Annotated in this window: 18 protein-coding genes; 9 read left to right on the top strand and 9 right to left on the bottom strand. The window is 68.9% G+C overall.

Going from position 1 to position 25,811, the window contains the following annotated elements; genetic code table 11:
- Positions 1 to 21 precede the first annotated feature (21 nt).
- The 3 genes from FHU38_RS13565 (at position 22) to FHU38_RS13555 (ending at position 7,332) form a co-directional block, all read left to right on the top strand.
- Positions 22 to 1,032, top strand: a complete 1,011-nt coding sequence (locus FHU38_RS13565) for a multicopper oxidase domain-containing protein (protein ID WP_167171061.1) — start codon at positions 22 to 24, stop codon at positions 1,030 to 1,032.
- Between the two features lie 35 nt (positions 1,033 to 1,067).
- Entirely contained in the window at positions 1,068 to 5,066 is a 3,999-nt protein-coding gene (locus FHU38_RS13560; protein WP_167171058.1) for a ThuA domain-containing protein, read from the top strand.
- 103 nt (positions 5,067 to 5,169) lie between these two features.
- A complete protein-coding gene (locus FHU38_RS13555) occupies positions 5,170 to 7,332 on the top strand; it encodes an OmpL47-type beta-barrel domain-containing protein (RefSeq protein WP_167171056.1) in 2,163 nt (720 codons plus the stop codon).
- Positions 7,333 to 7,527: 195 nt separating this feature from the next.
- On the opposite strand, the gene FHU38_RS13550 is transcribed toward FHU38_RS13555, so the two are convergent.
- Positions 7,528 to 8,349 carry an acyl-CoA thioesterase gene (locus FHU38_RS13550; RefSeq protein WP_167171053.1) on the bottom strand — a complete coding sequence of 274 codons (822 nt, stop codon included), beginning with the start codon at positions 8,347 to 8,349 and terminating at the stop codon, positions 7,528 to 7,530.
- A gap of 146 nt (positions 8,350 to 8,495) precedes the next feature.
- Positions 8,496 to 8,900, bottom strand: coding sequence for a DnaJ family domain-containing protein (locus FHU38_RS13545; RefSeq protein WP_167171050.1), 405 nt, complete (start codon positions 8,898 to 8,900; stop codon positions 8,496 to 8,498).
- Between the two features lie 107 nt (positions 8,901 to 9,007).
- Between FHU38_RS13545 and FHU38_RS13540 the strand changes: the two genes are divergently transcribed.
- From FHU38_RS13540 to fahA, 5 genes are all read left to right on the top strand, one after another.
- Entirely contained in the window at positions 9,008 to 9,763 is a 756-nt protein-coding gene (locus tag FHU38_RS13540) for an enoyl-CoA hydratase (RefSeq protein ID WP_167171047.1), read from the top strand.
- Positions 9,764 to 9,785: 22 nt separating this feature from the next.
- Positions 9,786 to 10,334 (top strand): MarR family winged helix-turn-helix transcriptional regulator, encoded by a 549-nt coding sequence (locus tag FHU38_RS13535; protein WP_167171044.1) that lies wholly within the window; start codon positions 9,786 to 9,788, stop codon positions 10,332 to 10,334.
- A 91-nt stretch (positions 10,335 to 10,425) separates the two neighbouring features.
- The gene (locus tag FHU38_RS13530; RefSeq protein ID WP_167171041.1) at positions 10,426 to 11,625 is read left to right on the top strand and encodes a homogentisate 1,2-dioxygenase; all 1,200 of its coding nucleotides are present in this window, start codon (positions 10,426 to 10,428) and stop codon (positions 11,623 to 11,625) included.
- Positions 11,622 to 12,500, top strand: a complete 879-nt coding sequence (locus FHU38_RS13525; RefSeq protein WP_167171038.1) for a hypothetical protein — start codon at positions 11,622 to 11,624, stop codon at positions 12,498 to 12,500. The genes FHU38_RS13530 and FHU38_RS13525 overlap by 4 nt, the downstream gene beginning before the upstream one ends.
- Positions 12,497 to 13,666, top strand: coding sequence for a fumarylacetoacetase (fahA, locus tag FHU38_RS13520; protein ID WP_167171036.1), 1,170 nt, complete (start codon positions 12,497 to 12,499; stop codon positions 13,664 to 13,666). Before FHU38_RS13525 ends, fahA begins: the two co-directional genes overlap by 4 nt.
- Positions 13,667 to 13,800: 134 nt before the next feature.
- Here fahA and FHU38_RS13515 read toward each other — a convergent pair whose 3' ends face one another.
- From FHU38_RS13515 to FHU38_RS13490, 6 genes are all read right to left on the bottom strand, one after another.
- Complete coding sequence (locus tag FHU38_RS13515) at positions 13,801 to 13,971, bottom strand: hypothetical protein (RefSeq protein ID WP_167171033.1); 171 nt, start codon at positions 13,969 to 13,971, stop codon at positions 13,801 to 13,803.
- 162 nt (positions 13,972 to 14,133) lie between these two features.
- On the bottom strand, positions 14,134 to 15,423 hold the full coding sequence (locus tag FHU38_RS13510; RefSeq protein WP_167171030.1) for an FAD-dependent oxidoreductase: 1,290 nt from the start codon (positions 15,421 to 15,423) through the stop codon (positions 14,134 to 14,136).
- 33 nt (positions 15,424 to 15,456) lie between these two features.
- A complete protein-coding gene (locus FHU38_RS13505) occupies positions 15,457 to 16,251 on the bottom strand; it encodes an ABC transporter permease (protein WP_167171027.1) in 795 nt (264 codons plus the stop codon).
- On the bottom strand, positions 16,248 to 17,099 hold the full coding sequence (locus tag FHU38_RS13500) for an ABC transporter ATP-binding protein (protein WP_167171024.1): 852 nt from the start codon (positions 17,097 to 17,099) through the stop codon (positions 16,248 to 16,250). The genes FHU38_RS13505 and FHU38_RS13500 overlap by 4 nt, the downstream gene beginning before the upstream one ends.
- Before the next feature lie 14 nt (positions 17,100 to 17,113).
- Positions 17,114 to 18,217, bottom strand: a complete 1,104-nt coding sequence (locus tag FHU38_RS13495) for an ABC transporter substrate-binding protein (RefSeq protein ID WP_313886763.1) — start codon at positions 18,215 to 18,217, stop codon at positions 17,114 to 17,116.
- A gap of 81 nt (positions 18,218 to 18,298) precedes the next feature.
- On the bottom strand, positions 18,299 to 19,090 hold the full coding sequence (locus FHU38_RS13490; protein WP_167171021.1) for an IclR family transcriptional regulator: 792 nt from the start codon (positions 19,088 to 19,090) through the stop codon (positions 18,299 to 18,301).
- A gap of 237 nt (positions 19,091 to 19,327) precedes the next feature.
- Here FHU38_RS13490 and FHU38_RS13485 point away from each other — a divergent pair, with 237 nt between their 5' ends.
- Complete coding sequence (locus FHU38_RS13485; protein ID WP_167171018.1) at positions 19,328 to 24,826, top strand: ATP-binding protein; 5,499 nt, start codon at positions 19,328 to 19,330, stop codon at positions 24,824 to 24,826.
- A gap of 6 nt (positions 24,827 to 24,832) precedes the next feature.
- On the opposite strand, the gene FHU38_RS13480 is transcribed toward FHU38_RS13485, so the two are convergent.
- Positions 24,833 to 25,762 carry a sulfite exporter TauE/SafE family protein gene (locus FHU38_RS13480; RefSeq protein ID WP_167171015.1) on the bottom strand — a complete coding sequence of 310 codons (930 nt, stop codon included), beginning with the start codon at positions 25,760 to 25,762 and terminating at the stop codon, positions 24,833 to 24,835.
- Positions 25,763 to 25,811: the final 49 nt, after the last annotated feature.

The raw sequence follows: 25,811 nt of genomic DNA, 5'->3' as shown, positions 1-25,811 counted from the left end.
CCGTCCAGCGAACGGAGAGCCATGAGGCAGCAGCACGCTCGCACGACATTGCTCGGACGGAAGGTCTCGCGGCGCTCGATGTTGGCGGGCGCGGCCGTTGGCGTCGCCACGCCGGTCGTGGTGACGGCAGCGGGCGGTATGCCCTTGGCTCTCGCCGCTGAGTCCGCGAACACCGTGGGCGGCCGGACGAGGCGCGTCACCATGTACGCCCAACCGCTGCCGGACGGCCTCATCGGCTACGGCCTCTCGCCGGACGAGGCGAGTGTGCCCGGTCCGGTGCTGGAGATCTGGGAGGGCGACACCCTCGAGATCGAGTTGGTGAACAACACGGACAGCCGGCTTTCGATCCATCCGCACGGTGTGGACTACAGCGTCGACTCCGACGGCAGCCCACTCAACGGTTCCTTCAACGAACCCGGCGAGACCCGCACCTACGTCTGGCGTACCCGCGCGCCCGCCAAGGGGCCGGGCAGCTTGTGGCTGCCCGGCAGCGCAGGCTACTGGCACTACCACGACCACGCCATGGGCGGCGACCACGGCACGGAGGGGCTGCGCAAGGGGCTGTACGGCGCACTCGTCGTCCGGCGCAAGGGCGACATCCTGCCCGACCGGCAGTACACCGTCGTGTTCAACGACATGACCATCAACAACCGGGTCGCGCCCGACGTGCCCGTGCTCGAGGCCAACCTCGGCGAGCGCGTTGAGTTCATCGCGATCGGGCACGGCAACAACTTCCACACCTTCCACCTGCACGCCCATCGCTGGGCGGACAACCGCACCGGTTACCTGGAGGGACCCAACGACCCGAGCCGGGTGATCGACAATCGCGACCTCAACCCCGGTGACTCCTTCGGTTTCCAGGTCATCGCGGGCGAGGGTGTCGGCCCCGGCGCCTGGATGTACCACTGCCACGTGCAGTTTCACTCCGACGGCGGGATGGCAGGTGTGTTCCTGGTCCGCAATGCCGACGGCAGCATGCCCGACGGCGCCCAGAAGGCGCTCGACCGCTACCACCGGCACGGCGATCAGTAGGCCCGGCACGCGAAAACCTCGATTAAGGAGTAGGGATGAGTCGAAGAGGATCATCAGCTCTACCCCGTGACGGGCGGGCGGGCCCGAAACCGTTACGGCACACCATTGCCATGCTGGCCACAACGGTGCTCACGCTCGGGCTGGCCACCATCCCCGCCACCGGCGTGTCGGCACAGCAGCCGGAGCCCTCGGCAGAGCAGGATGCCGGTGGCGGCGTGAACGTACTGCTGTTCCACGGACCTGCCGCCGAGCAGACCGACCCGGTCGGCAAGGCGGCCGACGCGATCGAACGCCTCGCGGGCAGTGCCGGGATCAACGTCGACGAGGCCGTCGACCCAGGCGTGTTCACCCCGGACAACCTGCGCCGTTACCGCGGTGTCGTGTTCCTCTCCTCGGAGGGGGCCGAGTTGAACGCGGCACAGGAAGCGGCGCTGCGAAGCCATGTGCAGGGCGGCGGCGGGTTCCTCGGCGTCCGGGAGGCCGCCAAGGCGCAGGCCCGCTCCGACTGGTTCACCGGACTCATCGGTGCTCGCCCCGCCGGTGCCCGCGCCCTCCCCGAGGAAGTCGTCGAGATCGACGCCAGCGGCGACAACCCGCCGAACGAGACCAAGGAAAAGCTCGTCGACGGTAAGGTCAACACCAAGTGGTTGACGTTCGAGCCGACCGGCTGGGTCACCATGAAGCTGGCGGAGCCCGCGGCGGTTTCCCGTTACGCGCTCACCTCGGCCAACGACTTCCCCGGCCGTGACCCGAAGGACTGGACGCTGAGTGCCTCCGCCGACGGGCAGAGCTGGACCGAGCTGGACAGCCGAACCGGGCAGAACTTCCCCGATCGGTTCCAGACCAGACAGTTCGACATCGACAACACCGAGGCCTACCAGTACTTCCGGTTCGAGGTGAAGGCGAACGGCGGAGAACCGTTGGTGCAGCTCGCCGAGCTCGAGCTGTTCACCCCGGACGCGGCACCACCGCCCCCGCCACGGCCGCAGGAAGCGGTCGTGAGCGTGACCGACCGGCAGCACCCCGCCAACGACGGGCTGCCACTCACCTGGACCCGCACCGACAAGTGGCTGAACTGGGACACCAATCCGATCGGCGAGGTGCACACCGTCGCGCAGGTGCAGGAGCACACCTACGACCCCGGCAACAACGGCAACGGGGCCTTCCACCCCGTCTCGTGGTGCCGCGACTTCGACGGCGGCCGTTCGTTCTACACCGGAATGGGCGGGACCGAGGCAGGCTACGGCGAGCAGAAGTTTCTCGATCACCTGCTCGGCGCTCTGAAGTGGACCACCGGACTGGTACGCGGCGACTGCCAGGCCACCATCGCCTCGAACTACAAGATCGAGCGGTTGACTGGCAAGAACCAGCCGGGTCAGCTCGACCAGATCGGCGAGCCGCACGGGCTGACCATCGCCGACGACGGGACGGTCTTCTACGTCGGCAAGGCCGCGTGCCCCAGTGGTCCGATCCCGAGCTGGGACAACCCCGACGTCGGCCTCGGCTGCGGCACCATTCACCAGTGGGACCCCAGGAGCAAGCAGGTCAAGCTGGTGACCACGCTGGAGGTGTTCGGCAACCGCGGCAGCGGTGACGAGCTGATCAAGAGCGAGGAAGGCCTGCTGGGCATCACGCTCGACCCCGACTTCGCGGACAACGGCTGGATGTACGTCTACTGGATGCCGCACGACTCCATCGACACCGACAACCGCATCGGCCAGCGAACGGTGTCGCGCTTCACCTACGACGCGCGCACCGGCACGCTCGACCTCGGCTCCCGCAAGGACCTGCTGCGGTGGGACACCCAGATCCACAGCTGCTGCCACGCGGGCGGCGGGATGGCATTCGACAACGAAGGAAACCTCTACATCGGAGTGGGTGACAGCAACTCCTCACAGGGGTCCAGCGGCTACTCCGGAAACAACTGGACCAAGGACTACAAGGGAGTGTCGTTCCAGGACGCGCGGCGCACGTCCGGAAACACCAACGACCTGAACGGAAAGATCCTGCGGATTCACCCGGAGGACGACGGGACCTACACCATCCCGGAAGGCAACCTGTTCCCGGAGGCGGAGGACCCCGGTGACAAGACCAGGCCGGAGATCTACGTCATGGGTGTACGCAACATCTCGCGGCTCGCCTACGACAAGGTCAACGACTGGCTGACAGCGGCATGGGTCGGTCCGGACGCGGGCGCGCCCAGCCCGGAGCTGGGCCCGGCGAAGTACGAGACGGCGACCATCATCACCTCGGCGGGCAACCAGGGCTGGCCGTACTGCATGGGCGACCGGCAACCCTACCGCGACCGCAGCAACACCGACGCCGAGATCCTGACCGGCTGGTACGACTGCGACAATCTGAAGAACAACTCGCCACGCAACACCGGGCTGGTCGACATCCCGCCCGCCCGCGACAACATGATCTGGTACTCGCCGCAGGGCGGCGGCCCGGTATTCCCCGAGCGCGCCGACGGCAGCGGAATCCCGACCTACAACGAGGAGGACGCGACCTACACCCAGCCGTACCTCACCGGTGGTTGCCAGGCCATCATGGACGGTCCGACCTACCACCGTTCGCAGGTAGCGGCCGAAAGCGCGGTCGCATGGCCCGCCTACTGGGACAACAAGTGGTTCATCGGTGACGAGTGCAACCCGAACAACCGGGTCGCGGTGACGGTGGACCCGCAACGGATCACCGAGCAGGCCCCGCCACTGTTCGCCGAGGACCTGCGCGAGATCATTCGCTCTGGCGGCGGCAACGAGCAGCTGCAGAGCTGGATGGACGCGAAGTTCGGCCCGGACGGTGCGCTGTACCTGCTGGACTACGCGGGCGGCTTCTTCAGCCTGCACGACAACCAGAAGCTGATCCGTATCACCTACAACGGCGGCGAGCCGACGCCGAAGCCCACCGCGTCGGTGACCGAGTTGCAGAACAAGCCGCTGACGATGGCCTTCACCGGAGAGCGGTCCGGCGGGGTTTCCTACCACTGGGACTTCGGCGACGGAACCACCTCCGACGAGGCCAACCCGGTGCACGCCTACGACTGGATCGGCACCTACACCGCGAAGCTCACCGTGACCTACGCCGACGGTGAGAAGGCCACGACGACCGTCAAGGTCGACGTGGGGTGCTCGGTTCCGGACGACCGGTCGACGGTGTGGCTGCGTGACACCGACACCGGCGTGACCAACCATGACGTCGCGGGCGGTTGCACGGTGAACGACCTCATCGACGACGAGAGCACCTGGCGCAACCACGGTGACTTCGTCAGCCACGTCAGTGAGGTCGTCGACAGGCTGAAGAAGGACGGTGTGCTTACCGGAAGGGAGTCCGCCGCCCTTACCGGTGCCGCGGCGAAGTCCGGCATCGGCAAGAAGTCGGACACCGGATACGAGCCGATCTTCAACGGTACGGCCGAGTCGTTGCAGAGCTGGCAGCAGGCTCCCAGCGGAAACTTCCGGCTGCAGCCGGACGGCTCCATCCGCAGCTCCGGAGGGCTCGGCATGTTGTGGTACGCGGCGAAGGAGTACGGCGACTTCTCGCTGAAGCTACGGTTCCGTGACGTGTCACCGCAGGACCACAGGGCCAACAGCGGCGTGTTCGTCCGGTTCCCGGACCCGAGGACTCCGCAGGAGCAGCGGCCCGAATGCGCGAACACGGGAGCGGCGAGGAACTCCCACGCCTGGGTCGCGATCTACTGTGGACAAGAGGTGCAGATATACGATGGTGCGCCGGGCGAACCGCAGAAGACCGGGTCGATCTACAACTTCGATCCGGTGGCTCTCGACCGGGCCGGGGTCACCCCGAAACAGGAGTGGAACGACTACGAGATCAGGGTTGTCGGGCAGCACTACACGATCATCCGCAACGGAGTGGTGATCAACGAGTTCGACAACACGCCGGGCAAGGAGTCCTCGCGGGCGGGTGACCCGCCGACGGACCTGCGCCAGTTCGGCAGTGGCTTCATCGGGTTGCAGAACCACGGCGACAGCGACCTGATCGAGTTCCGCAACATCCGGGTACGGCCGCTGTAACCGAGCAAGCCTGCCGGCGCGGGTGGTCGCCACCCGCGCCGGCAGGCTCCCCAACCCCACTACCCGGCGCGTGCGCCGGGAGCACGAGAGGTGCGGCACTTCGATGTATTCACGATTACCTTCCGCCACACCACGAAAACCCGGGCCGATCGCGCGCCTTCGCGCCGCGGCGGGCCGGTTCGCCGTGGCGATACTGGGACTACTGGTGGCGACGTTGTGGCTGGCGCCCGCGTCGGCGGCACAGCGGACGCCGGAGCCTGCGGCCGAGACCGCTCTGGCACAGGTACTGACCTGGACGGCCAACGACAGCATCACCTCCTACGCCTCCGCGCCGAGCACGGCGACGGCGGGGGCGGCGACAATCGTGTTCGAGAACAGCACGGCGACCGGGAACACCACCGGCCTGCCGCACACGCTGACATTCGACACCTCGACACCGGGCTACAACCACGACGTCGACGTCAACATCCTCGCCAGCCCCTTCGACGCCAACGAGGGCAGGTACGAGGTGAACGTCAACCTCTCACCAGGCGAATACCGCTACTACTGCGACATGCCGGGGCACGGTCAGATGACCGGTGTCCTCGTGGTCACCGGCGATGGCTCGGACACCACGGCTCCCGAGGTGTCGGCCGAGGTGACCGGCCAGACCGACGACCAGGGAAACTACCTCGGTTCGGCGACCGTGGCCGTGACCGCGACCGACGCCGGTTCCGGCGTGGCGTCGGTGGAGTACGAGATCGACGACACGGGATTTCAGCCCTACACCGGTCCGGTGACGGTGGACCGCGTCGGTGACCATTCCGTGCAGTACCGGGCCACGGACAACGCAGGCAACACATCGCCGACCGGGTCGGTGCAGTTCAGTGTTGTGGAGCCGGACCCGGGAGACACGACGCCGCCCGAGGTGTCGGCCGAGGTGGGCGGACAGACCGACGGGCAGGGCGGCTACGTGGGTTCGGCGACGGTGACGGTAGCGGCCAACGACACCGGTTCCGGCGTGGCATCGGTGGAGTACGAACTGGACGGTGGCGGCTTCCGGACCTACTCGGCTCCGGTGGTCGTGGACACTGTGGGTGAGCACATCGTGCGGTATCGGGCCACTGACAACGCGGGTAACGCCTCCCAGGCGGGTTCGGTGTCGTTCACCGTGGTACCGCCTGAGCCGGGCGACACCACACCGCCACGGGTGATCGCCGAGGTCGCGGGAGAGCAGGACGCGGGCGGCAACTATCTCGGTTCCGCGACGGTGACGCTTGCCGCGCAGGACGCTGAGTCCGAAGTAGATAGTGTCGAGTACGCGATCGGTGCGGGTGCGTTCCAGGCCTACACCACACCGGTCACCTTCGACCGGCCGGGGGAGTACACGGTGCGGTACCGGGCGACGGACACCGCGGGCAACACCTCGCAGCCCGGCTCGGTCTCGTTCGCCGTGGTGGAACCGCCGCCGGACGACACCACGGCGCCCGAGGTCTCGGCCGAGGTGAATGGCGAGACCGACGGGCAGGGTAACTACGTGGGTTCGGCGACGGTGACGATCTCGGCGACCGACGCCAGGTCGGGCATCGCCGCCGTCGAGTACGCCCTCGACGGCGAGGGTTTCACCGAGTACACCCAGCCGATCGTGGTGAACCAGGCAGGCGAGCACACGGTGCGCTACCGCGCCGGCGACAACGCGGGCAACACCTCCGAAGTTGGTTCGGTGGCGTTCACCGTGGTCGAAGCCGACCCGGGAGACACGACGCCGCCTGAGGTGTCGGCCGAGGTGAATGGCGAGACCGACGAGCGGGGCGACTACGTGGGTTCGGCGACGGTGACGATCTCGGCGACCGACGCCAGGTCGGGCATCGCCGCCGTCGAGTACGCCGTCGACGAAGGCGAGTTCCGGCTGTACGAGGGACCTGTGACGGTGGACCGGCCCGGGGAGCACACGGTCCGGTACCGGGCCACTGACAACGCGGAGAACACCGCGGAAGGAGCGGTGTCCTTCATCGTCGTCGTCGATCCCACGGATGCCTGCCCCGATTCCGACGAGCGGCCGACGGTGACGATCGGCGACTACGACACCGGCGTCGCCAACGTCGACACCGGCAACGGGTGCACCATCAACGATCTGATCGCCGAGGACGCCGAGTACGCCAACCACGGCGAGTTCGTCGATCACGTCCAGGCGTTGACCCGCGAGCTGGTGGCGGCGGGCATCATCACGGACGGCGATCGTGGCCGCATCGTGAGCGCGGCGGCACGATCCGACGTCGGCAAGTGAGGGCGGTGCCGACATCGGTGGGTGAGTGACGGCGCGGCCACAGTGTGGTGGGCGTTCGGCGGCGACACCGTCGAACGCCCACCACCAGCCGCGCCCCAACCCGCGAGTTCCCCGTTGCCGCCCGCGAGTCCCCCGTTGCCGCCCGCGAGTTCCCCGTTCCCGCCCGCGAGTTCTGCGCTCCGCCCCGCCCGCGAATCAGGGCGTGTCGGAGATCCGCACCATCGCTTCCTGACCGACCGTGGCCAGTAACTGGCCGGACCGGGTGAACAGCCTGCCCATCCCCAACGCGCGAGCGCTGCCGGCGGCAGGACTCACCGTGTCGTAGAGCAGCCAACCCTCGAGATTCGCCGGGCCGTGGAACCACATGGCGTGATCGAGACTGGCCGTCTTGACGTGCTGGGAGCTGTGCCGCAGCGAATGGGTCCGCAACGCGGCATGCATGATCGAATAGTCGGAGAGGTATGCCAGCAGCGCGGTGTGCAACAGCGGGTTCGGCGGTAGCGCCCCGGTGAGGCGGACCCACACCGCCGCACGGGCCCGCCCGTCAGACCTTCCCTCGGCGCCTTGCGGTACTCGGCGCGCCTCGATCGGCCCGTCGGGCGAACCGAACGGGAAGCGAGCGGGCAGCGAGTCGGGCCCCGGCACGGCAGGCAACGAGTCCTGGTGGCTGGGGCCGGAGGCCGGTTCCTGGAACGAGGCCAGCAGTTGGAAGATCGTCTTGCCGTACTGGACCGCCTCGACCCTGCGGGCGGCGAACGAGCGCCCGTCGCGGGTGCGGTCGACTGTGAACTCGATCGGTTCCGCCGGGTCGCCCGTGCGGACGAAGTAGGCGTGCAGTGAGTGGATGGTGGAGTTGTCCCGCACGGTGTGGCCTGCCGCGATCACCGACTGGGCGAGCAACTGGCCGCCGAACACCCGGTGCGGGGGCAGCGGCTGGCTGGGGGCGGAGAAGGTGTCGGGCGACATCCTTCGCAAGTCGAGGGCCGCGAGCACGTGGGCGAGGGACATCTCGGGCATCCGGGTTGCCTCTCGTCTCGAGGACAGTAGAACAGGATCTTAGATTCGAAGCCCGCGACGCAGAACTCGCGGGCGGGAACGCAGGACTCGCGGGCGGGAACGGGGGACTCGCGGACGGGAACGGGGGACTCGCGGCGGGGTGGGGCTCACGGCTTCCGGCGCTCGCGCCAGGCCTCGACAGCTTCCTCCACGTCGATCGGCCTCGCCCGCAGGGGCGGTCCTACCTGCGGGCCGCGATGAACCTGCCGGATGCGTTCGCCCAGGTCGGCGACGATGTCGCGCACCCTCGCTTCCGATCGCTCCCGCGACAGCCTTGCGGGCAACTCCTCGATCTCCTTTGCCACCGCCAGCGACGGCGGCAGCAGCGCGGAGCCGTCGACGTTCTCACGTTCGAGCTTGCGCGCGAACCAGTCGAGCCGGTCCTTCGGCCCCCGCGGCAGCGGTTTGCCCGCACCGGGCAGGTTGTCGAACTCGCCCCGCTGCTGGGCGAGCCGGATCTGGCGCTCGACCCAGCTCTCGAAAGACACGCCCGGCGGCTTGCGTTCGGTCATGTATCGACGGTACCGCCAACAGCGCTGACGGCAGCCCTGCGTGGTGCCGCGGGCTGGTGAGCCAATAGCCTGTCGGACCGGCCGAAACGAGTGTGAAGCGAGGATCGATGACGAAGGTGGCCCTGGACAACGACGGCGGCAGGTGGAAGCTGACGCTGACCGACCCGGACCGGCGCAACTGCCTCGACGAGCAGATGTGCGCGGAACTCGGCTCGGCGATCTCGACCGTGGCGTCCGACCAGGGGGCACGCACCCTCGTCGTCTCCGGGCAGGGAAAGGCGTTCTGCGCCGGTGCCGATCTGCCCGCGCTGTTCGGCCACGCCGGCAACGCGAAGGTCGGCGAGCTGCGCGAGCACCTTCACCAGGTGTACGACAGCTTCCTGCGACTGCGCGCGTTGCAGATCCCGACGATAGCCGCCGTGCAGGGGCCCGCAGTGGGCGCAGGGTTGAACCTCGCCATGGCCTGCGACGTGCGGATCGCGGGCCCCTCGGCTTCGTTCGCGGCGACGTTCTCCCGGATCGGCCTGCACCCGGGAGGCGGGTGCACGTGGTTCCTGGTCGACGCGCTCGGCGCGCAGCGGGCGCTCGCGATGCTGCTGGACGGCGGCGCGCTCGACGGCCCGGCCGCGGTGCGGGAGGGCCTGGCGCTTGAGCTCGCCGACGACCCCCTCGCCGCGGCCGAGGAGCGAGCCCTGCGGTGGGCGGAACTGGACCCCGCGCTGGCAAGGGACATCAAGTCCGCGGTGGGCGTGGCCAGGACAGGCGACTTCAGGGCGACGCTTGAGTTCGAGTCGTGGGCACAGGCGTCCTCGGCCACCGGACCCGCCATCCAGGAGACCGTCGCGCGGTTCCGCAAGTCCTGAACCGGCGCCTACGATAGTTCATGTGTTAACCAATTCCGCCGGCGGTGAGGGCGAGCCCGAGCTGGACTTCTGGTCCTTCGTCGCCCTCGCCAACCGCAGGCTGGCCACCGAGTACGGCTTCCGGCACCAATCGGCCACCGAGGTGCTGCTGACGCTGAACAGGGCCTCGAACATTGTCACCTACGACCTCGAGGCTTCGGTGCACCGGCCGAGGGGGCGGTCGTGGTCGGCGTTTCGCCTGCTGTTCGTCACCTGGCTCGCCGGGCCGCTCGAGGCCAGGAAGGCGGCCGAACTCACCGGCATGAGTCGCGCGGCCGTCTCCAACCTCGGCAAGGCCCTCGTCGCAGACGGCCTGCTGGAACGCACGCCGGGGACACACGACGGCAGGTCGGTGCTGCTGTCGTTGACCGAGGCGGGCCTGCGCGAGATGGTCGAGGTGTTCGGCGAGCACAACGAGCGCGAGCACGAATGGGCGAGCGTGCTCACCGAAACGGAGCAGCGGATCCTGGTGCTGCTGCTGAACAAGCTGATCACCAACCGCGACCAGTTCGACGTGCGTGGCCGCAACTGAGCACGGCTCTTGACTCAGGTAGTCAATACATTAACTATATGGAAAGGGTGCGCGGTCGCTCGCGCCCCGACCGACAGCAAGGAGGCCAGCCATGGCGTACTACCGGCAGGTCGGCGCCGTGCCCCCGAAGCGTCACACCCAGCACCGTGACAGCGAGGGACGGCTCTACTTCGAGGAACTGATGGGGGAGGAGGGCTTCTCCTCCGACTCCTCGCTGCTGTACCACCGCAACATTCCATCGGCGATCGTCGACTCGCAGCCGTGGGAGCTGCCCGACCAGACGACAACGCCCAATCACCCGCTGCGGCCGAGGCACCTGCGGCTGCACGAACTGTTCCCCAAGGAGACCTGGTCGCACACCGACGTCGTCACCGGCCGCAGGCTGATCCTCGGCAACGCCGACGTGCGGATCTCCTACGTGGTGTCCACTCAGGACTCACCGCTGTATCGCAACGCCACCGGTGACGAGATCGTCTATGTCGAGTCGGGCCAGGCGACGGTGGAGACGATGTTCGGCGCGGTCGAGGCGAGGGCGGGTGACTACGTCGTCATCCCGACCTCGACCACACACCGCTGGTTGCCGCACGGGGAAGGACCGTTGCGCGCCTACGCGATAGAGGCCAGCAGTCACGTCTCGCCACCGAAGCGCTACCTGTCACGCTTCGGTCAGCTGCTGGAGCACGCGCCCTACTGCGAGCGTGACCTGCACGGCCCGACACAGCCCATGGCGGGCGAGGGCACCGACGTCGAGGTCTACGTCAAGCACCGGGCGGGCGGCGCCCTGGTCGGCACGCGCATGGTCTACCCGCAGCACCCGTTCGACGTAGTTGGCTGGGACGGCTGTCTGTACCCGTTCACCTTCAGTGTCCACGACTTCGAGCCGATCATCGGACGAGTGCACCAGCCCCCGCCGGTGCATCAGGTGTTCGAGGGCAACAACTTCGTGGTGTGCAACTTCGTCCCGCGCAAGGTGGACTACCACCCGCTTTCCATCCCGGTACCGTACTATCACTCTAATGTGGACTCCGATGAGATCATGTTCTACTGCGGTGGCGACTACGAGGCCCGTAAGGGATCGGGAATCGGGCAGGGGTCGGTCTCGGTGCACCCCGGCGGTTACGCCCACGGCCCGCAGCCCGGAGCCTACGAGCGAAGCATCGGAGTGGACTTCTTCGACGAGCTGGCGGTGATGGTCGACACCTTCCGCCCACTCGAACTCGGCGAGGGCGGGCTGGCCTGCGAGGACCCCGGGTACGCCTGGACCTGGTCCGGCCGGGGGCCCGACAGGTGAGCGCGCTGCCCGCGTTCGCCGCGAGACTGTGTGACGACGCGGCGATGTTCCCTCCCGGCATGATGCCGCCGGCGGAGGCGGTGCCGGCTCACGCGGCACACCGGGCGGCACGCTACGGCGAGTTGGTCGGGCCGCTCGTGGTCGCGGCGCCCGCGCTGGCGGAGCTCGGTTCGTTGCTCGGGCGGGATCGACTCGAGCTGGCGGTCACCGCGCCCGCAGGGCCGGGACAGGTCGCGGCCGCCGTCACCGCCTCGGCGAAACTGCCGGTGCGGTTGCGTGCCATGGAGATCGTCATTCCCCCGGAGTTGGAACTCCAGCGGCTGCCTTCCGCGCTGCACGAGGCCCGGTTGGACACGGCCTGGTTGGACGACGTCGGCGCCGAGGTCTTCCTGGAGATCCCCCGCGACGGGCGGCGTGACGGCGTGCTCGCGGTGTGCGCGGAACGAGGGTGGAAGGCGAAGTTCCGCACCGGCGGGGTCCGCGCTGAACTGCACCCGGGCGAAGCCGAACTGGCTAGCGCGGTCGTCGCGGCGGTACGTGCGGGCGTGCCGTTCAAGGCCACGGCCGGGTTGCACCACGCCATCCGCAACACCGACCAGGAAACCGGCTTCGAACAACACGGTTTCCTGAACCTGCTGCTGGCGACCGACGCCGCGGCCCATGGCGCCGACGAACAGCGGGTGGCCGCCGTGCTCGCCGATCGCGACGCGGCTGCCGTGGCTGCCGGGGTGCGTGCGCTCGGCGAGGACCGTGGCGGCGCCGTGCGTGAGCTGTTCGTGTCGTTCGGAACCTGCAGTGTCACCGAACCGCTCGCGGAACTGGTGGAGCTCGGATTGCTCCCCGGCTCCATGCTCAGTGAAGGAGTCAGTGCGTGACGAGGATCGCCGTGCCGGAGGGCTCGCTGTTCGGGCTCACCAACCTGCCCTACTGTGTGTTCTCCCCACCGGGCGGCACTCCACGCGTCGGGGTGCGGGTGGCGGACTCGGTGGTGGACCTGGCGGTGACCCTGCGCGACGACGTGTTCGCCGAGCCGTCGCTGAACGCCTTCATGGCACAGGGCCGAGCACGCTGGAACGAGGTCCGGGAACGGATCACCGAGCTGGTTTCGGCCGAGCTTCCCGACACGGCCGTGCACCCGGTGGCGGAGGTGAGGCTGCGGCTGCCCTTCGAGGTCGCCGACTACGTGGATTTCTACGCCTCCGAACATCACGCATCCAACCTTGGCAGGTTGTTTCGTCCCGACGCCGAACCGCTGCTGCCCAACTGGAAGCACCTGCCGGTGGGTTATCACGGCCGCTCGGGCACGGTCGTGGTTTCCGGGACGGACATCGTGCGCCCGAGCGGCCAACGCAAGGCCCCCGATGAGGACACGCCCACCTTCGGTGAGTCGCGGCGGCTGGACATCGAGGCCGAGCTCGGGTTCGTCGTCGGTGTGGGTTCCGAACTCGGCAGCGCCGTGGCCTGCGGCGACTTCGCCGAGCACGTTTTCGGCGCGGTGCTGGTCAACGACTGGTCCGCACGCGACATCCAGGCATGGGAGTACGTGCCGCTCGGACCGTTCCTGGGCAAGAGCTTCGCGACCTCCATCTCGCCGTGGGTGGTGCCGATGGCGGCGCTGGAGGAGGCCAGGGTGGAGACGCCACCGCAGGACCCACCTCCGCTGCCGTACCTGCGGGGCGGTGAGTCGTGGGGGCTGGACATCGACCTGTCCGTGGTGTGGAACGGCGAGGAGGTCGCCCGGCCACCGTACCGCGAGATGTACTGGTCGCCGGCGCAGATGCTGGCCCACCTGACCTGTAACGGCGCGTCGTGCCGCACGGGCGACCTCTACGCGTCCGGCACCATCTCGGGCCCGCGGCGCCACGAACGGGGTGCGTTCATCGAGCTCACCTGGGGCGGTAAGGAGCCCATCGAGGTGGCAGGTCAGCGGCGCACGTTCCTGCTCGACGGCGACGAGGTAGCCATCTCGGCGACCGCTCCCGCGGTCGGTGGCGGGCGGATCGGGTTCGGCGAGGTGCGCGGCAGGATCCTGCCCGCCTGACCGTTCCCTCCCCGCGAGTCCCCCGTTCCTGCCCGCGAGTTCTGCGTTCGTGCCTGCGAGTTCTGCGTTCGGTGCGCCGTATACAGGCGCGCTGCCGCTGACATCCGGGCCGCCCAGCAGGAGGACTCTCGCGGTCAACGGCGGTCTCGGTCCACTTCGTCGTCGGTGTCCGGCTCGGCGGCCTGGTCTGGTTCCCCGTTGGTGGGTCCGAATCCGGGCGCCGGTCGCGGCGCGCCACGACCAGGGTCTGCCGCGGCGATCTCTTCCTCCGGTTGCGGGTCCGGCTCGAACGGTGCTGTCGTCATGTTCGCGGGCTACCCGGTTCGCGTCCCGGCATGCCCTCGAACGTCAACGCAGGACTCGCGGGCGAGAGCGGGGGACTCGCGGACGGGAGCGGGGGACTCGCGGACGGGAGTGCAGGACTCGCGGGCGGGAACGGGGGACTCGCGGTTGGGGTGGGGAGGTTGTCAGCTGTCGACGTTGTCGTGGAGGCGCTCGCGTAGCTGCGCGAGGTCGATCTCGCGCACGCTCGCGTCGCCCGCCAGGTCCAGTGCGTGCGCGGCACCGAAGCCCATCGCCGCGCACGGCCCCATCACCCGCACGCTGGATAGCGCGGCGGCGTCCCCGTCCACGCACCGGCCCGCCGCCACCAGGTTGCCCGCCCCGACAGGGATCAGGCTGCGCAGCGGAACGTAATGCACGTGATCGGGGTCGAAGGTTTCCCACACATACCCTTCGATCCGGTCGTGCAACTCGATGGGCCACGCGGTGCGCGCCACCGCGTCCTCGAAGCGCACCCCTGTGCGAACCTCGTCCACCGTGAGCTGGTGCTCCGAGGCGATCCACCTGGTCTGCCTGCGGCCGGGCAGGCCGTACAGCCGGACCTTCGCGTCGGCGAAGGCCTCGGGAAACTCCGCCCGCAGGAACCCCACCACCCGGTCGGCCTGTGCGCGCCCCTCCAACTGCGCCCGCGCTGCGGGCACCGCCCGTAGCGGCGCCTCGACGTGCGTCATGTTCATCACCGCCGTGCCGCGGCCGGGGAAGAAGAACGCCAGGCCGTCGCGGCGCACCAGGCCGTACTGCTCGGCCTTCTCCGCCACCCGCGCCGTGAGCTCGGCGTGGCTGGGCTTGTGCTCCTCCCGCAGGTTCTCCAGTCGGATCTGCTGTGAGCCCCAGATGGTGCGCTCCGGGACGCGGCACGGCAACCCAGCCTCCCACGTCAGCGCCGCGTCGCCGGTCGCGTCGACGAAACCGCTCGCCCGCACCCGCACAGTGCCGTGTCTGGTGGCGAACGTCGCCTCGGTGAGCCTCGCGCCGTCCATCCCGACGTCCAGCACCGAACCGCCGAGCACCACCTGGATGTCAAGTGACCGCACCAGATTCTCGATCCAGCGCCCCAGCACGACCTCGTCGTAGCTCACGGTCGTCGTGTGACCTCGGTTGAAGTGGATGTCGCCGGTACCGCCGAGGTCGGCGAACATCGGGTCGAAGATCCCGTGACTGAGCTGCCGGTACTCGGGTCCGTTGCCGTACACCCCACAGAACAGGCCGATGAGCGAGTTGACGCACTGCCCGCCGAGTACGGGCAGTGCGTCGACGAGGACGACGGAGCGGCCGAGGTTACGCGACTCCACGGCCGCGGACAGCCCCGCGATGCCGGCTCCGACGACGCAGACGTCAGCCGTGAGGTCCTCTGTGGACATGGTGCCTCGTTTGGTGACCGTGTTGACCCGCAGCTCGGTGAGCTCATGTGGCATGTTCGTGTCTCTCTTGGACGTTTGTTGTGGTTGTTAGGTGTTGTGGTCGTGTTGGTAGATGGATTCGTGCCAGGGGATGGTGAGGCGTTTGAGGGTGTTGATGAGGAGGTAGAGGGTGAGGCCGAGGGTGGAGAGGAGGGTGATGACGGCGAAGAGGGCGGGGGCGTTGAGTTCGTTGAGGGTGCGGACGATGAGGTAGCCGAGTCCTTCGTTGCCGCCGAGGTATTCGCCGACGATGGTGCCGATGATGGCGAAGACGATGCCGACTTCCATGCCGGTGAAGATGTGGGGGAGGGTGCTTTTGAGTTCGAGGTGGGTGAAGGTTTGCCAGCGGGTGGCGTTGAGGGTTTTCATGACGTCGTGTTGGCCGGGTTGGACGGAGCGGACGCCGAGTTGGACGTTGAGCATGATGGGGAAGAAGGCGAGCATGGCGGCCATGATGATTTTGGAGGTCATGCCGAAGCCGAACCAGATGACGAAGAGGGGGATGAGGGCGATTTTGGGGATGACTTGGGAGGCGATGATGATGGGGCGGAGGCTGCGTTCGATCCAGGGGATTTTGCCGAGGATGGTGCCGGTGGTGATGCCGGTGGCGAGGGCGATGGTGAAGCCGGTGAGGGTTTCGGTGGTGGTGATGTGGGCGTGGTACCAGGTTTGGGGGTCGGTGGCGAGGTTGGTGAGGGTGGCTAGGACGGTGAGGGGTCGGGGGAGGACGAGTTCGGAGAGGTTGTTGATGCGGGCGAAGAGGTCCCAGGTGGTGAGGAAGGTCAGGAGGATGAGGGGGGTGGTGATCCAGGGGAGGAGTTTGGTGAGGCGTGGGTTGGTCATGGTTGGTCCTGGCCGTCGAGGGCGTGGCGGAGGTGGCGGGCGATGGTGCCGAAGTGGGGTTCGGTTTGGAGGTCGATGTGGCGGGGTCGGGGGAAGGGGATGGGTTGGGTGTCGGCGATGCGGCCGGGTCGGGGGGTGAGTTGGATGACGCGGTCGCCGAGGAAGACGGCTTCGGTGATGTCGTGGGTGATGAACACGACGGTGGCGCCGGTGGTGTGGGTGATGTGTTGGAGTTCGAGGTTCATGCGTTCGCGGGTGAGGGCGTCTAGGGCGCCGAAGGGTTCGTCCATGAGGAGCAGGGTGGGGTGGGTGGACAGGGCGCGGGCGATGGCGACGCGTTGGCGCATGCCGCCGGAGAGTTCGCGGGGGTAGGCTTTTTCGTATCCGGTCAGGCCGACCAGGTCGGCGAGTTCGTGGGCGCGGTCGCGGCGGGTGGTCTTTGAGTCGCCGCGGAGTTTCAACGGCAGGGCGATGTTGTCGGCCACGCTGTACCAGGGGAAGAGGTTGGCGTCCTGGAACACCACGCCCAGTTGGGACACCACGGAGGTGTCCACGCGGGTGCCGTTCCACAGGGAGCGGCCCTCTACCAGGATCTGCCCGGTGGTCGGGGCCAGCAACCCGGCCAGCATCCGCAGCAGCGTGGTCTTACCACACCCCGACCGGCCGATCACCGACACGAACTCCCCGTCCGAGATCGTCAGATTGATATCCGCCAACGCATGCGTGAACGCACGCCGACTCCGAAACTCCTTATCAACACCCACCAACTCCAACTTCGGCACGGCTTTCGGTGCCGAGTCAGTCGGGTCGCAGGCGGCGGGCACGATATCCATGTCCTGAGCGGACATACGACTCCCTATTCTCAGGCCTTGGCTTCGGGCAACAGGCTGTTGTCGAACCACGACGACGCGTCGCCGCCGGGCTTTGCCACTCCGGCATCGACCAGTTCCCGATAGCCGGCAAGCCAGGCGTCCTCGTGTGTGACCAACAACGGTTGGTTCGGGTCACCACCGGTCCACAGTTCGCGACTGATACCCAGGCTCTTCCTGGCGATCACGTCGTCGTCGAGGGTGGCGAACGAGTACTGTTCCCGCATCTTGGCGATCGTCTTGTCGAAGTTCTTGTCGGCGACGAATGCCGTGAGCGTGTCGTGGATGCCCGCCAGGAACGCCTTCAGCATGTCCGGGTTCTGCTGCATGACGTCCCTGGTCGTGAGATAAACCTGTGAGTCGGACTTCACCACGGTTCCAGGGTCGAACACGCCCGCGTCCTCGTGCTGCGACAGCACGATGTTCGCCGTGTCGATGCTCGTGACATAACCGCCGATCCGGCCCTGCTGCACCAGGTTGAACGTTCCCGGCGTCAGACCGGTGACCTGGCGTGGGGTCCGCGCAGGGTCGAAACCGCCGGCGGCCAGTACCAGGGAGACCACTTTGGAACTCGTGCCGCCCTCCGAAGGAACACCGATGGTCTTGCCGACGAAGTCCTCCGGCTTGGTCAACGGATCACTCTTGCTGTAGAGGATGCGCAGGCCCGAGCCGCGATACAGTGTGCCGATGGCCACCAACGGTCGGTTCTCCTCCGACATGGTCGTCATCAGATCGATCTGCCCCGCCCGGCAGACCGGGCCGATACCAGAGATCAGCGTCTGGATGCCCTGCGCGGTTCCCTTCACCGGCTGCAACTCCACATCCAGCCCGTGCTTGGCGAAGTAACCGCCCGCCACACCGAGCAACTCGGGCGCCATCGACAGCGTCTCCAGCGGCAGGTAGCTGAGGAACGTGATCGCCTCGCGGTCACCGCCAGCGCCCGCCGGCTCCGAGCCGCACGCCGTGAGCAGCGTCGGACCAGCGGCCACGGCGGCCGTGGCGATCGCTGAGCGCTTGAGGAAGGACCTGCGGGACAGCGCGGGAAGGGACAGCGCCGAACGGGACAGTGGCGAACGGGACAGCGGGTGGGTGGGCACGATGTCGTCTCCTGTTCCTCCGTGCCGATCACCACTCTGTGACCGGCACGGCAGAGGTTCGCGCCCACGGGTTCGGTGCTGCTACCCACCTTTCCGAATACCGGAAGACGGGTGCGGCAGCGGTGGTCTCGTCGCACCGAGCGCCCGGGAAATGCCGCGCGCCGTGGCCTGCACCAGGTGTCCCAGGCCGGGCCCGTGCGACTCGGTGTGCGGCACGATCAGCGACAGTGCGGCGACCACCGTGTCGTCGCTGCCGTAGATCGGGGCGGCCACGGACACGTACTCCGGGTCGATCTGCCGGTCGCTGACCGCGTAGCCGCTGCGCCGCACGTCGGCGAGCACCTCACGAAGTTCCCGCTCACTGGAGTAGGTGTGTGGGGTGTAGGGCTCCAGCGGCCTGCTCAGCACCTCCTGCTGCACCTCGACGGGAGCGTGGGCAAGCAACACCAGGCCCACCGCGGTGGCGTGCAGCGCGTAGCGGCCGCCCACGCGAGGGCGCGCGCTCGCCCGCTCCGGGCTGACGAACCGCTCGACGAACACAACCTCGTCGTCAGTGCGCACCGCCAGATGCACGCCTCGGTGCGTGGTCTCGTAGAGGTCCTGCATGAACGGCAGCGCGATGCGCTGCAACCCCACCGAGCGCGGGGCCAGCGCGGCGATCTCCCACAGCCGCAGCCCGACGCGGTAGTTGCCCGCGTCGTCTCGCTCCAGCGCCCCCCACTCGTACAGTTCGCCCACGATGCGGTGGGTGGTCGTCAGCGGTACACCCGCGCGGCGGCTGAGCTCGGAGAGGCTCAGCCCGTCGGCGGCATCGGAGAAGGTGTCGAGGATGCGCAGGGCCCGCCGCAGCACGGAGCGGCGCTGGGTTGACATGCCGGTGAGTCTCGAGCAGGCCCCGAATCCGGCGCAACCGCCGATGACCTGTGGTTGCGACCGCGTTTGGTGACTTCCTACAAAGCTTGCTCCCGCGACGTGGTGAGTGGCGATCATTTCGGGACCGGCCGGTAACCGACACAGTGGGGTAGGTCGAGGCGGCGGCCTGCCCATGGCTGGGCCTCGCTTTCGCATGTCGCTTTTCGGATGTCGTCGTGGGAGCTGGTGAGGTCTTCGGTGTTCAGTCGTGTCGCCATCGTGAACCGGGGAGAGGCCGCGATGCGGCTGATCCATGCCGTGCGGGAGCTCGGCACCGAGGGCGGGGCGCGGCCGGAGACCGTCGCGCTCTACACCGAGGCCGACAGCTTCGCCACCTTCGTGCGGGAGGCCGACCACGCCTACTGCCTCGGCCCAGCCTCGGCCCGCCCGTACCTCGACCTGGCCGTGCTGGAGCGTGCGCTGCGTGAGACCGAGGCCGACGCGGCATGGGTCGGGTGGGGCTTCGTCGCCGAGGACCCCGCGTTCGCCGAGCTGTGCGAGCGGATCGGTGTGACGTTCGTCGGGCCGAGCCCCGAGGCGATGCGCAAGCTCGGTGACAAGATCGGGGCGAAGCTGCTGGCCGAGGAGGTCGGCGTGCCGGTGGCCCCGTGGAGCAGGGGCGCGGTGGCCGACCAGCAGGCCGCGCTTTCGGCGGCGCGGGAGATCGGCTACCCGCTCATGCTCAAGGCCACCGCAGGCGGTGGCGGTCGTGGCATCCGCGTGGTGACCGGCGAGGGCGAGCTGGTCGATGCCTTCGAACGCACCAGCCAGGAGGCGCAACGCGCCTTCGGCAGCGGTGTGGTGTTCCTCGAACGGCTGGTCACCGGCGCCCGGCATGTCGAGGTGCAGGTCATCGCGGACGGCCAGGGCACGGCATGGGCGCTGGGGGTGCGCGACTGCTCGGTGCAGCGCCGCAACCAGAAGATCATCGAGGAGTCCGCGTCGCCGCTGTTGAGTGCCGAGCAGACCAGGGAGCTGAAGGAATCCGCCGAGCGGCTCGCGCTGGCCGTCGGTTACCGGGGTGCCGCGACGGTGGAGTTCCTGTACCACCCCGGCGAGCGGTTGTTCGCGTTCCTGGAAGTCAACACCAGGCTTCAGGTCGAGCACCCGATCACCGAGGCCACCACCGGGATGGACCTGGTCAAGGCCCAGTTGCACGTCGCGGCGGGCGGCAAGCTGGAGGGCGAGCCGCCAGCGGAGACCGGCCACGCCGTGGAGGCGAGGCTCAACGCCGAGGACCCCGACCGCGACTTCGCTCCCGCGCCCGGTCGCATCACCTTGTTGAAGCTGCCCGCCGGTCCCGGCATCCGCGTCGACACCGGCGTCGGCGAGGGTGACACGATTCCCGCCGACTTCGACTCGATGATCGCCAAGATCATCGCCCACGGCCGCACCCGCGACGAGGCGCTCGCCAGGCTTCGACGCGCCGTGGCCGGGACCACTGTGCTCATCGAGGGCGGCGCGACGAACAAGAGCTTCCTGCTCGACCTGCTCAACGCCGACGAGGTGATCGAGGCGGGCGCGGACACCGGCTGGATCGACCGGGTACGCGGGCAGGGACGGCTGGCCTCGACCCGGCACTGCGGGGTGGCGCTCGCCGCGGCGGCGATCGAGGCCTACGAGGAGGGCGAGCTCGTCGAACGGCAGCACCTGCTGTCCACCGCTCACGGCGGCCGCCCGCAGGTGCGCCACTCCGGCAGCGCCGCCACCGACCTGAAGCTGCGTGGCGTCGCGTACCGCGTCACGGTGGCGCGCACCGGTCCTCGCCGGTTCCGCGTCGGAATCGTCGACGACGGTGAGGTCCGGCCCGTCGACGTCGAGCTGGAACGTTTCGACGAGCACCGCGCCCAGCTGTTCGTGCACGGCAGCCGGTTCAGCCTGGTTACCGGCACCCACGGGCCCAGTCACGTGGTCGAGGTGGACGGCGTCACTCACCGCGTCAGCCGCGACGAGGGCGGGGTGGTGCGCTCACCGGCACCCGCGCTCGTGGTGGCCACCCCGGTGGAGATCGGCACCGAGGTCGAGTCCGGCGCGCCGGTGCTGGTGCTGGAGAGCATGAAGATGGAGACGGTGCTGCGCGCGCCGTTCAGGGCGGTGCTGCGGGAGCGGCCGGTCTCCGTCGGCAGCCAGGTGGAGACCGGTGCGCCGCTGCTGCGGCTGGAACCGCTGGAAACGGATGGAGCCGAGCAGGCGACCGGAGCCGGGCAACGGATCGATCTGGAGCTGCCGCCCGAACCCGAAGCGGGTGTGCCGCACGAGCGCGCGCGTCAGGCGCTGACCGAGTTGCGCAGCCGACTGCTCGGGTTCGACGTCGACCCGCACGACGAGGGCAGGGCGCTGTCGGACTACCTCGCCGCGCGGGCGGAGCCGGGTGCCGACCGGGAACGGTTGATCGGCGACGAGGTCGCGCTGCTGCGCGTGTTCGCGGACCTGTCCGAACTCAGCCGCAACCGGCCCGCGGGGGAGGAGACCACGGCCGACACCCGTGTGCACAGCCCGCGCGAGTACTTCCACACCTACCTGCAAAGCCTCGACGTGGAGCGGGCCGGGCTGTCCGAGACCTTCCAGCAGCGGCTGGCCAGGGCGTTGGGCCACTACGGTGTCGAGGAGCTGGAACGTTGCGCGGAGTTGGAGGAAGCGGTGTTCCGCATCTTCCTCGCGCAGCAACGCGCGGCCTCCGACGTCGCGGTGATCACCGCCCTGCTGCGGCAGTGGCTCACCGAGCCACCACCGGGAAACGGCTGGCGAGAGACCGTCGGGCGCGCGCTGGAACACCTCATCACGGCCACCCAGCTGCGCTTCCCCTCGGTCGGCGACCTGGCCCGCAGCCTGGTGTTCCGCTGGTTCGCCCAGCCGATGCTTCGCCGCAACCGCGCGGAGATCTACGCACGGGTGCGCCAGCACCTGCGCTACCTGGACGAGCACCCCGGCGCCGCCGACCGCGACGAGCGGGTCGCGGAGATGGTCGCCAGCCCGGAACCGCTGGTAAGGGTGCTCGGGCAGCGCATCGGCAGGCCGGGAGCCGACCTCGGTCCGCTGCTTGAGGTGATGAGCAGGCGGTACTACCGCGAACGCACGCTGGAGGGCATGCGCACCGCCATCCACGACGGGTGCGCGTGCGTCACGGCGGAGTACGACCTCGACGGCAGCAGGCTGCGGCTTGTCGCGACCGCCGCGGACTTCTCCGGGCTGCCAGAGGCGTTGCGCGCCGTCGCGGGCGTGGCCGATGCCGAAGCGGACGGCGCCGCGCTCGTCGCCGACATCTACCTGACGTGGCCGCAGCAACCCGATGACGACGACACGATGTCGGACAAGCTGCTCGCGGTGCTGGAGCAGACACCGCTGCCCGGCCGGGTCCGGCGCATCACCACCACCGTCGCCGGTCGCAGCGGCGCGGCCATGCACCACCACTTCACCTTCCGACCCGGCGAGCGGGGACTCACCGAGGACCGGCTGATCCGTGGCCTGCACCCGCTTGTCGCGCAGCGGCTGCAACTGCGCAGGCTCAGCCAGTTCGACCTCACCCGGCTGCCGTCCGCCGACGAGGACGTCTACCTGTTCCGCTGTGTCGCCGCGAACAACCCCTCCGACGAGCGGCTCGTCGCGATGGGCCAGGTGCGTGACCTTACCCCGCTGCGCGACAGCGAGGGCAACGTTCTCGCGCTGCCCGCCGTTGAGGGAACCCTGGACGCCTGCCTCGACGCGATCCGCAAGGTGCAGGCGCGCAGGCCCGCCAAGAAACGGTTCGACACCAACCGCGTGTTCATCTACGTCTGGCCGCCCAGCGAACTCACCATGGAGGACCTGCGAGCCGTCGCCGGTCGCGTCGTGCCGAGCACCGCGGGCGCGGGACTGGAGGAGGTGCAGTTCCTCGGCCGGCAGCGCGACCACGTCAGCGGCGAGTTGAGAGACGTGGCGGTGCGCATTTCCTACCACGCGGGCTCCGGGGTGCGGGTACGCATGGGTGAGCCGTCGAGTGAGCCGATCGAACCGCTGGACGACTACGGGCAGAAGGTGCTCAGGGCGAGCCGTCGCGGCACCGTCTACCCCTACGAACTGTTCGACGCGCTCGCCGGTGTCGGTGGCACGTTCCAGGAGTACGACCTCGGCGATACCGGCGTGCTGGTGCCGGTCGACCGTCCGAAGGGGCTCAACAAGGCCGCCGTCGTGGCGGGCGTGGTGACCACACCGACGCCGAGGTATCCAGAAGGCGTCACCCGCGTGGCGCTGCTCGGTGACCCCACCAAGGCGCTCGGCGCGCTGTCGGAACCGGAGTGCCTGCGGGTGGTCGCGGCTTTGGACCTGGCGCAGCGGATGCGCGTTCCCGTCGAGTGGTTCGCGCTGTCGGCGGGGGCCAGGATCGCGATGGACTCCGGCACCGAGAACATGGACTGGATCGCGGCCGTACTGAAGCGCATCGTGGGATTCACCCAGGACGGCGGCGAGATCAACGTGGTGGTGGCCGGGATCAACGTCGGCGCGCAGCCGTACTGGAACGCCGAGGCCACGATGCTGATGCACACCAAGGGAATCCTGGTGATGACACCGGACTCGGCGATGGTGCTGACCGGAAAGCAGTCGCTGGACTTCTCCGGAGGGGTATCGGCGGAGGACAACTTCGGCATCGGCGGCTACGACCGGGTCATGGGTCCCAACGGGCAGGCCCAGTACTGGGCGCCCGACCTTGCCGGGGCGCGCGATGTGCTCATGGCGCACTACGACCACAGCTACGTGGTGCCCGGTGAGCCGGGGCCACGGCGAGCCGAGACCACCGACCCCACCGACCGCGACGTCCGCGACTACCCGCACAACGTGGTCGGCAGCGACTTCACCACGGTCGGCGAGATCTTCTCACCCGAGGCCAATCCCGACCGCAAGAAGGCGTTCGACATCCGCACCGTGATGCGCGCCGTCGCCGACGCCGACCACCCGGTGCTCGAGCGTTGGGCAGGCATGGCCGACGCCGAGACCGCCGTGGTGCAGGACGTGAAGCTCGGCGGCTGGCCGGTGTGTCTGGTCGGGATCGAGTCGCGGTCCGTGCCACGGCGCGGTTTCCCGCCCACCGACGGCCCGGACACCTACACGGCGGGCACGTTGTTCCCCCGGTCGTCCAAGAAGGTGGCGCGGGCCATCAACGCGGCCAGCGGTAACCGGCCGCTCGTGGTGCTCGCGAACCTGTCGGGCTTCGACGGCTCGCCGGAGTCGATGCGCAAGCTGCAACTCGAGTACGGCGCCGAGATCGGCAGGGCCGTCGTGAACTTCTCGGGCCCGATCGTGTTCTGCGTCATCTCCCGCTACCACGGGGGAGCGTTCGTGGTGTTCTCCAAGGCGCTCAACCCCAACATGACGGTGCTGGCGGTGGACGGCTCGTACGCGTCGGTGATCGGTGGAGCCCCCGCGGCGGCGGTGGTGTTCGCGGGCGACGTCGATACCCGCACGGCGAGCGATGAGCGGGTGCGCGGGCTGCAGGCCGAGCTGGCCGATGCGCAGGGTGCGCGGCGCGCTGAGCTGATCACCCGCCTCGCCGACGTCCGGGCGGCGGTGCGTGCCGAGAAGCTGGGAGAGGTGGCAGCCGAGTTCGACCGGGTGCACAGCATCCAGCGTGCCGTGCGGGTGGGGTCCGTCGACGCGGTGATCCCGCCGAGCGCGCTGCGCCCCGAGCTGATCGCCGCGGTGGAACGCGGGCTGGGAGTGTGACGCCGGTCAGGCCCGCGCGGACCGTGCGTCGCGCCTGCCCGGCGGGCCGGTCTCCCCTGCGAGGGCGTTGACATGGCGCTCCTGGCGCACCGAGCGGATCGCGGTGGTCACCCCCGCGACCCACAGCACTCCGATCGCGGCGACCGCGATCGTGGTGATGGTCGCGCCCGCACCGGTGGCGCTCAGCAGCGTGCGCGCGTTGGCGAGCACGATCATCCCGCCCGCGGCGGCACCCAGCACCCTGGGCGGGAGCCTGCGTACCAGCCAGGCGGCCAGCGGTGCGGCGACGACACCACCGATCATGAGGCCGGCTACCACCGTGTAGTTGAGCTGGTGTCGTGTGGACAGTGCGAAGAAGAACCCGGCGCTCGCGGCCAGCGCGACGATGAACTCACTGGTGTCGACGGAGCCGACCACCTTGCGTGGCTCCAGCCTGCCCGAGGAGAGCAGGGTGGTCGTGGCCACGGGCCCCCAACCGCCGCCCCCGCTGGCGTCGATGAACCCGGCCAGCAGGCCGAGCGGCCCGAGGAAGCGGGCGCCCGGCCGCTTGCTGGTGATCAACTTGCCGAGCCGCAGGAACGCGAAGCGGATCAGCACGTAGAGCCCGAGCAGCAGCAGGATGGTGGCGATCCACACCGACGCCGATTCGGTGGACAGCGCGGTGAGTACGTAGGCGCCGAGTACGGCACCCACCGCGCCGGGCAGGGCGAGGATGCCCACCGTGCGCCAGTCGATGTTGCGTAGCCGCCAGTGTGCCGCGCCCGAGGCCAGTGAGGTGCCGACCTCGGCGAGGTGGATGGCCGCCGACGCGACGGCGGGGGCGGTTCCGGTTGCGACGAGCGTGGTGGTGGCGGTGACCCCGAACGCCATGCCGAGCGAGCCGTCGACGAGCTGGGCGAGGAAACCGGCGAGGCCGAACAGCAGCAGGGTGAGCATGGGATACCTCGGCTTCGATGTACCGCGCCGCTGGCCGCGGCACGAGGGC

It is taken from the genome of Saccharomonospora amisosensis, assembly GCF_011761185.1.
Taxonomy (GTDB): Bacteria; Actinomycetota; Actinomycetes; order Mycobacteriales; family Pseudonocardiaceae; genus Saccharomonospora_A; species Saccharomonospora_A amisosensis.
Note: the sequence above shows the minus strand (reverse complement) of the source record. Positions and strands in the feature narration are given on the sequence as shown.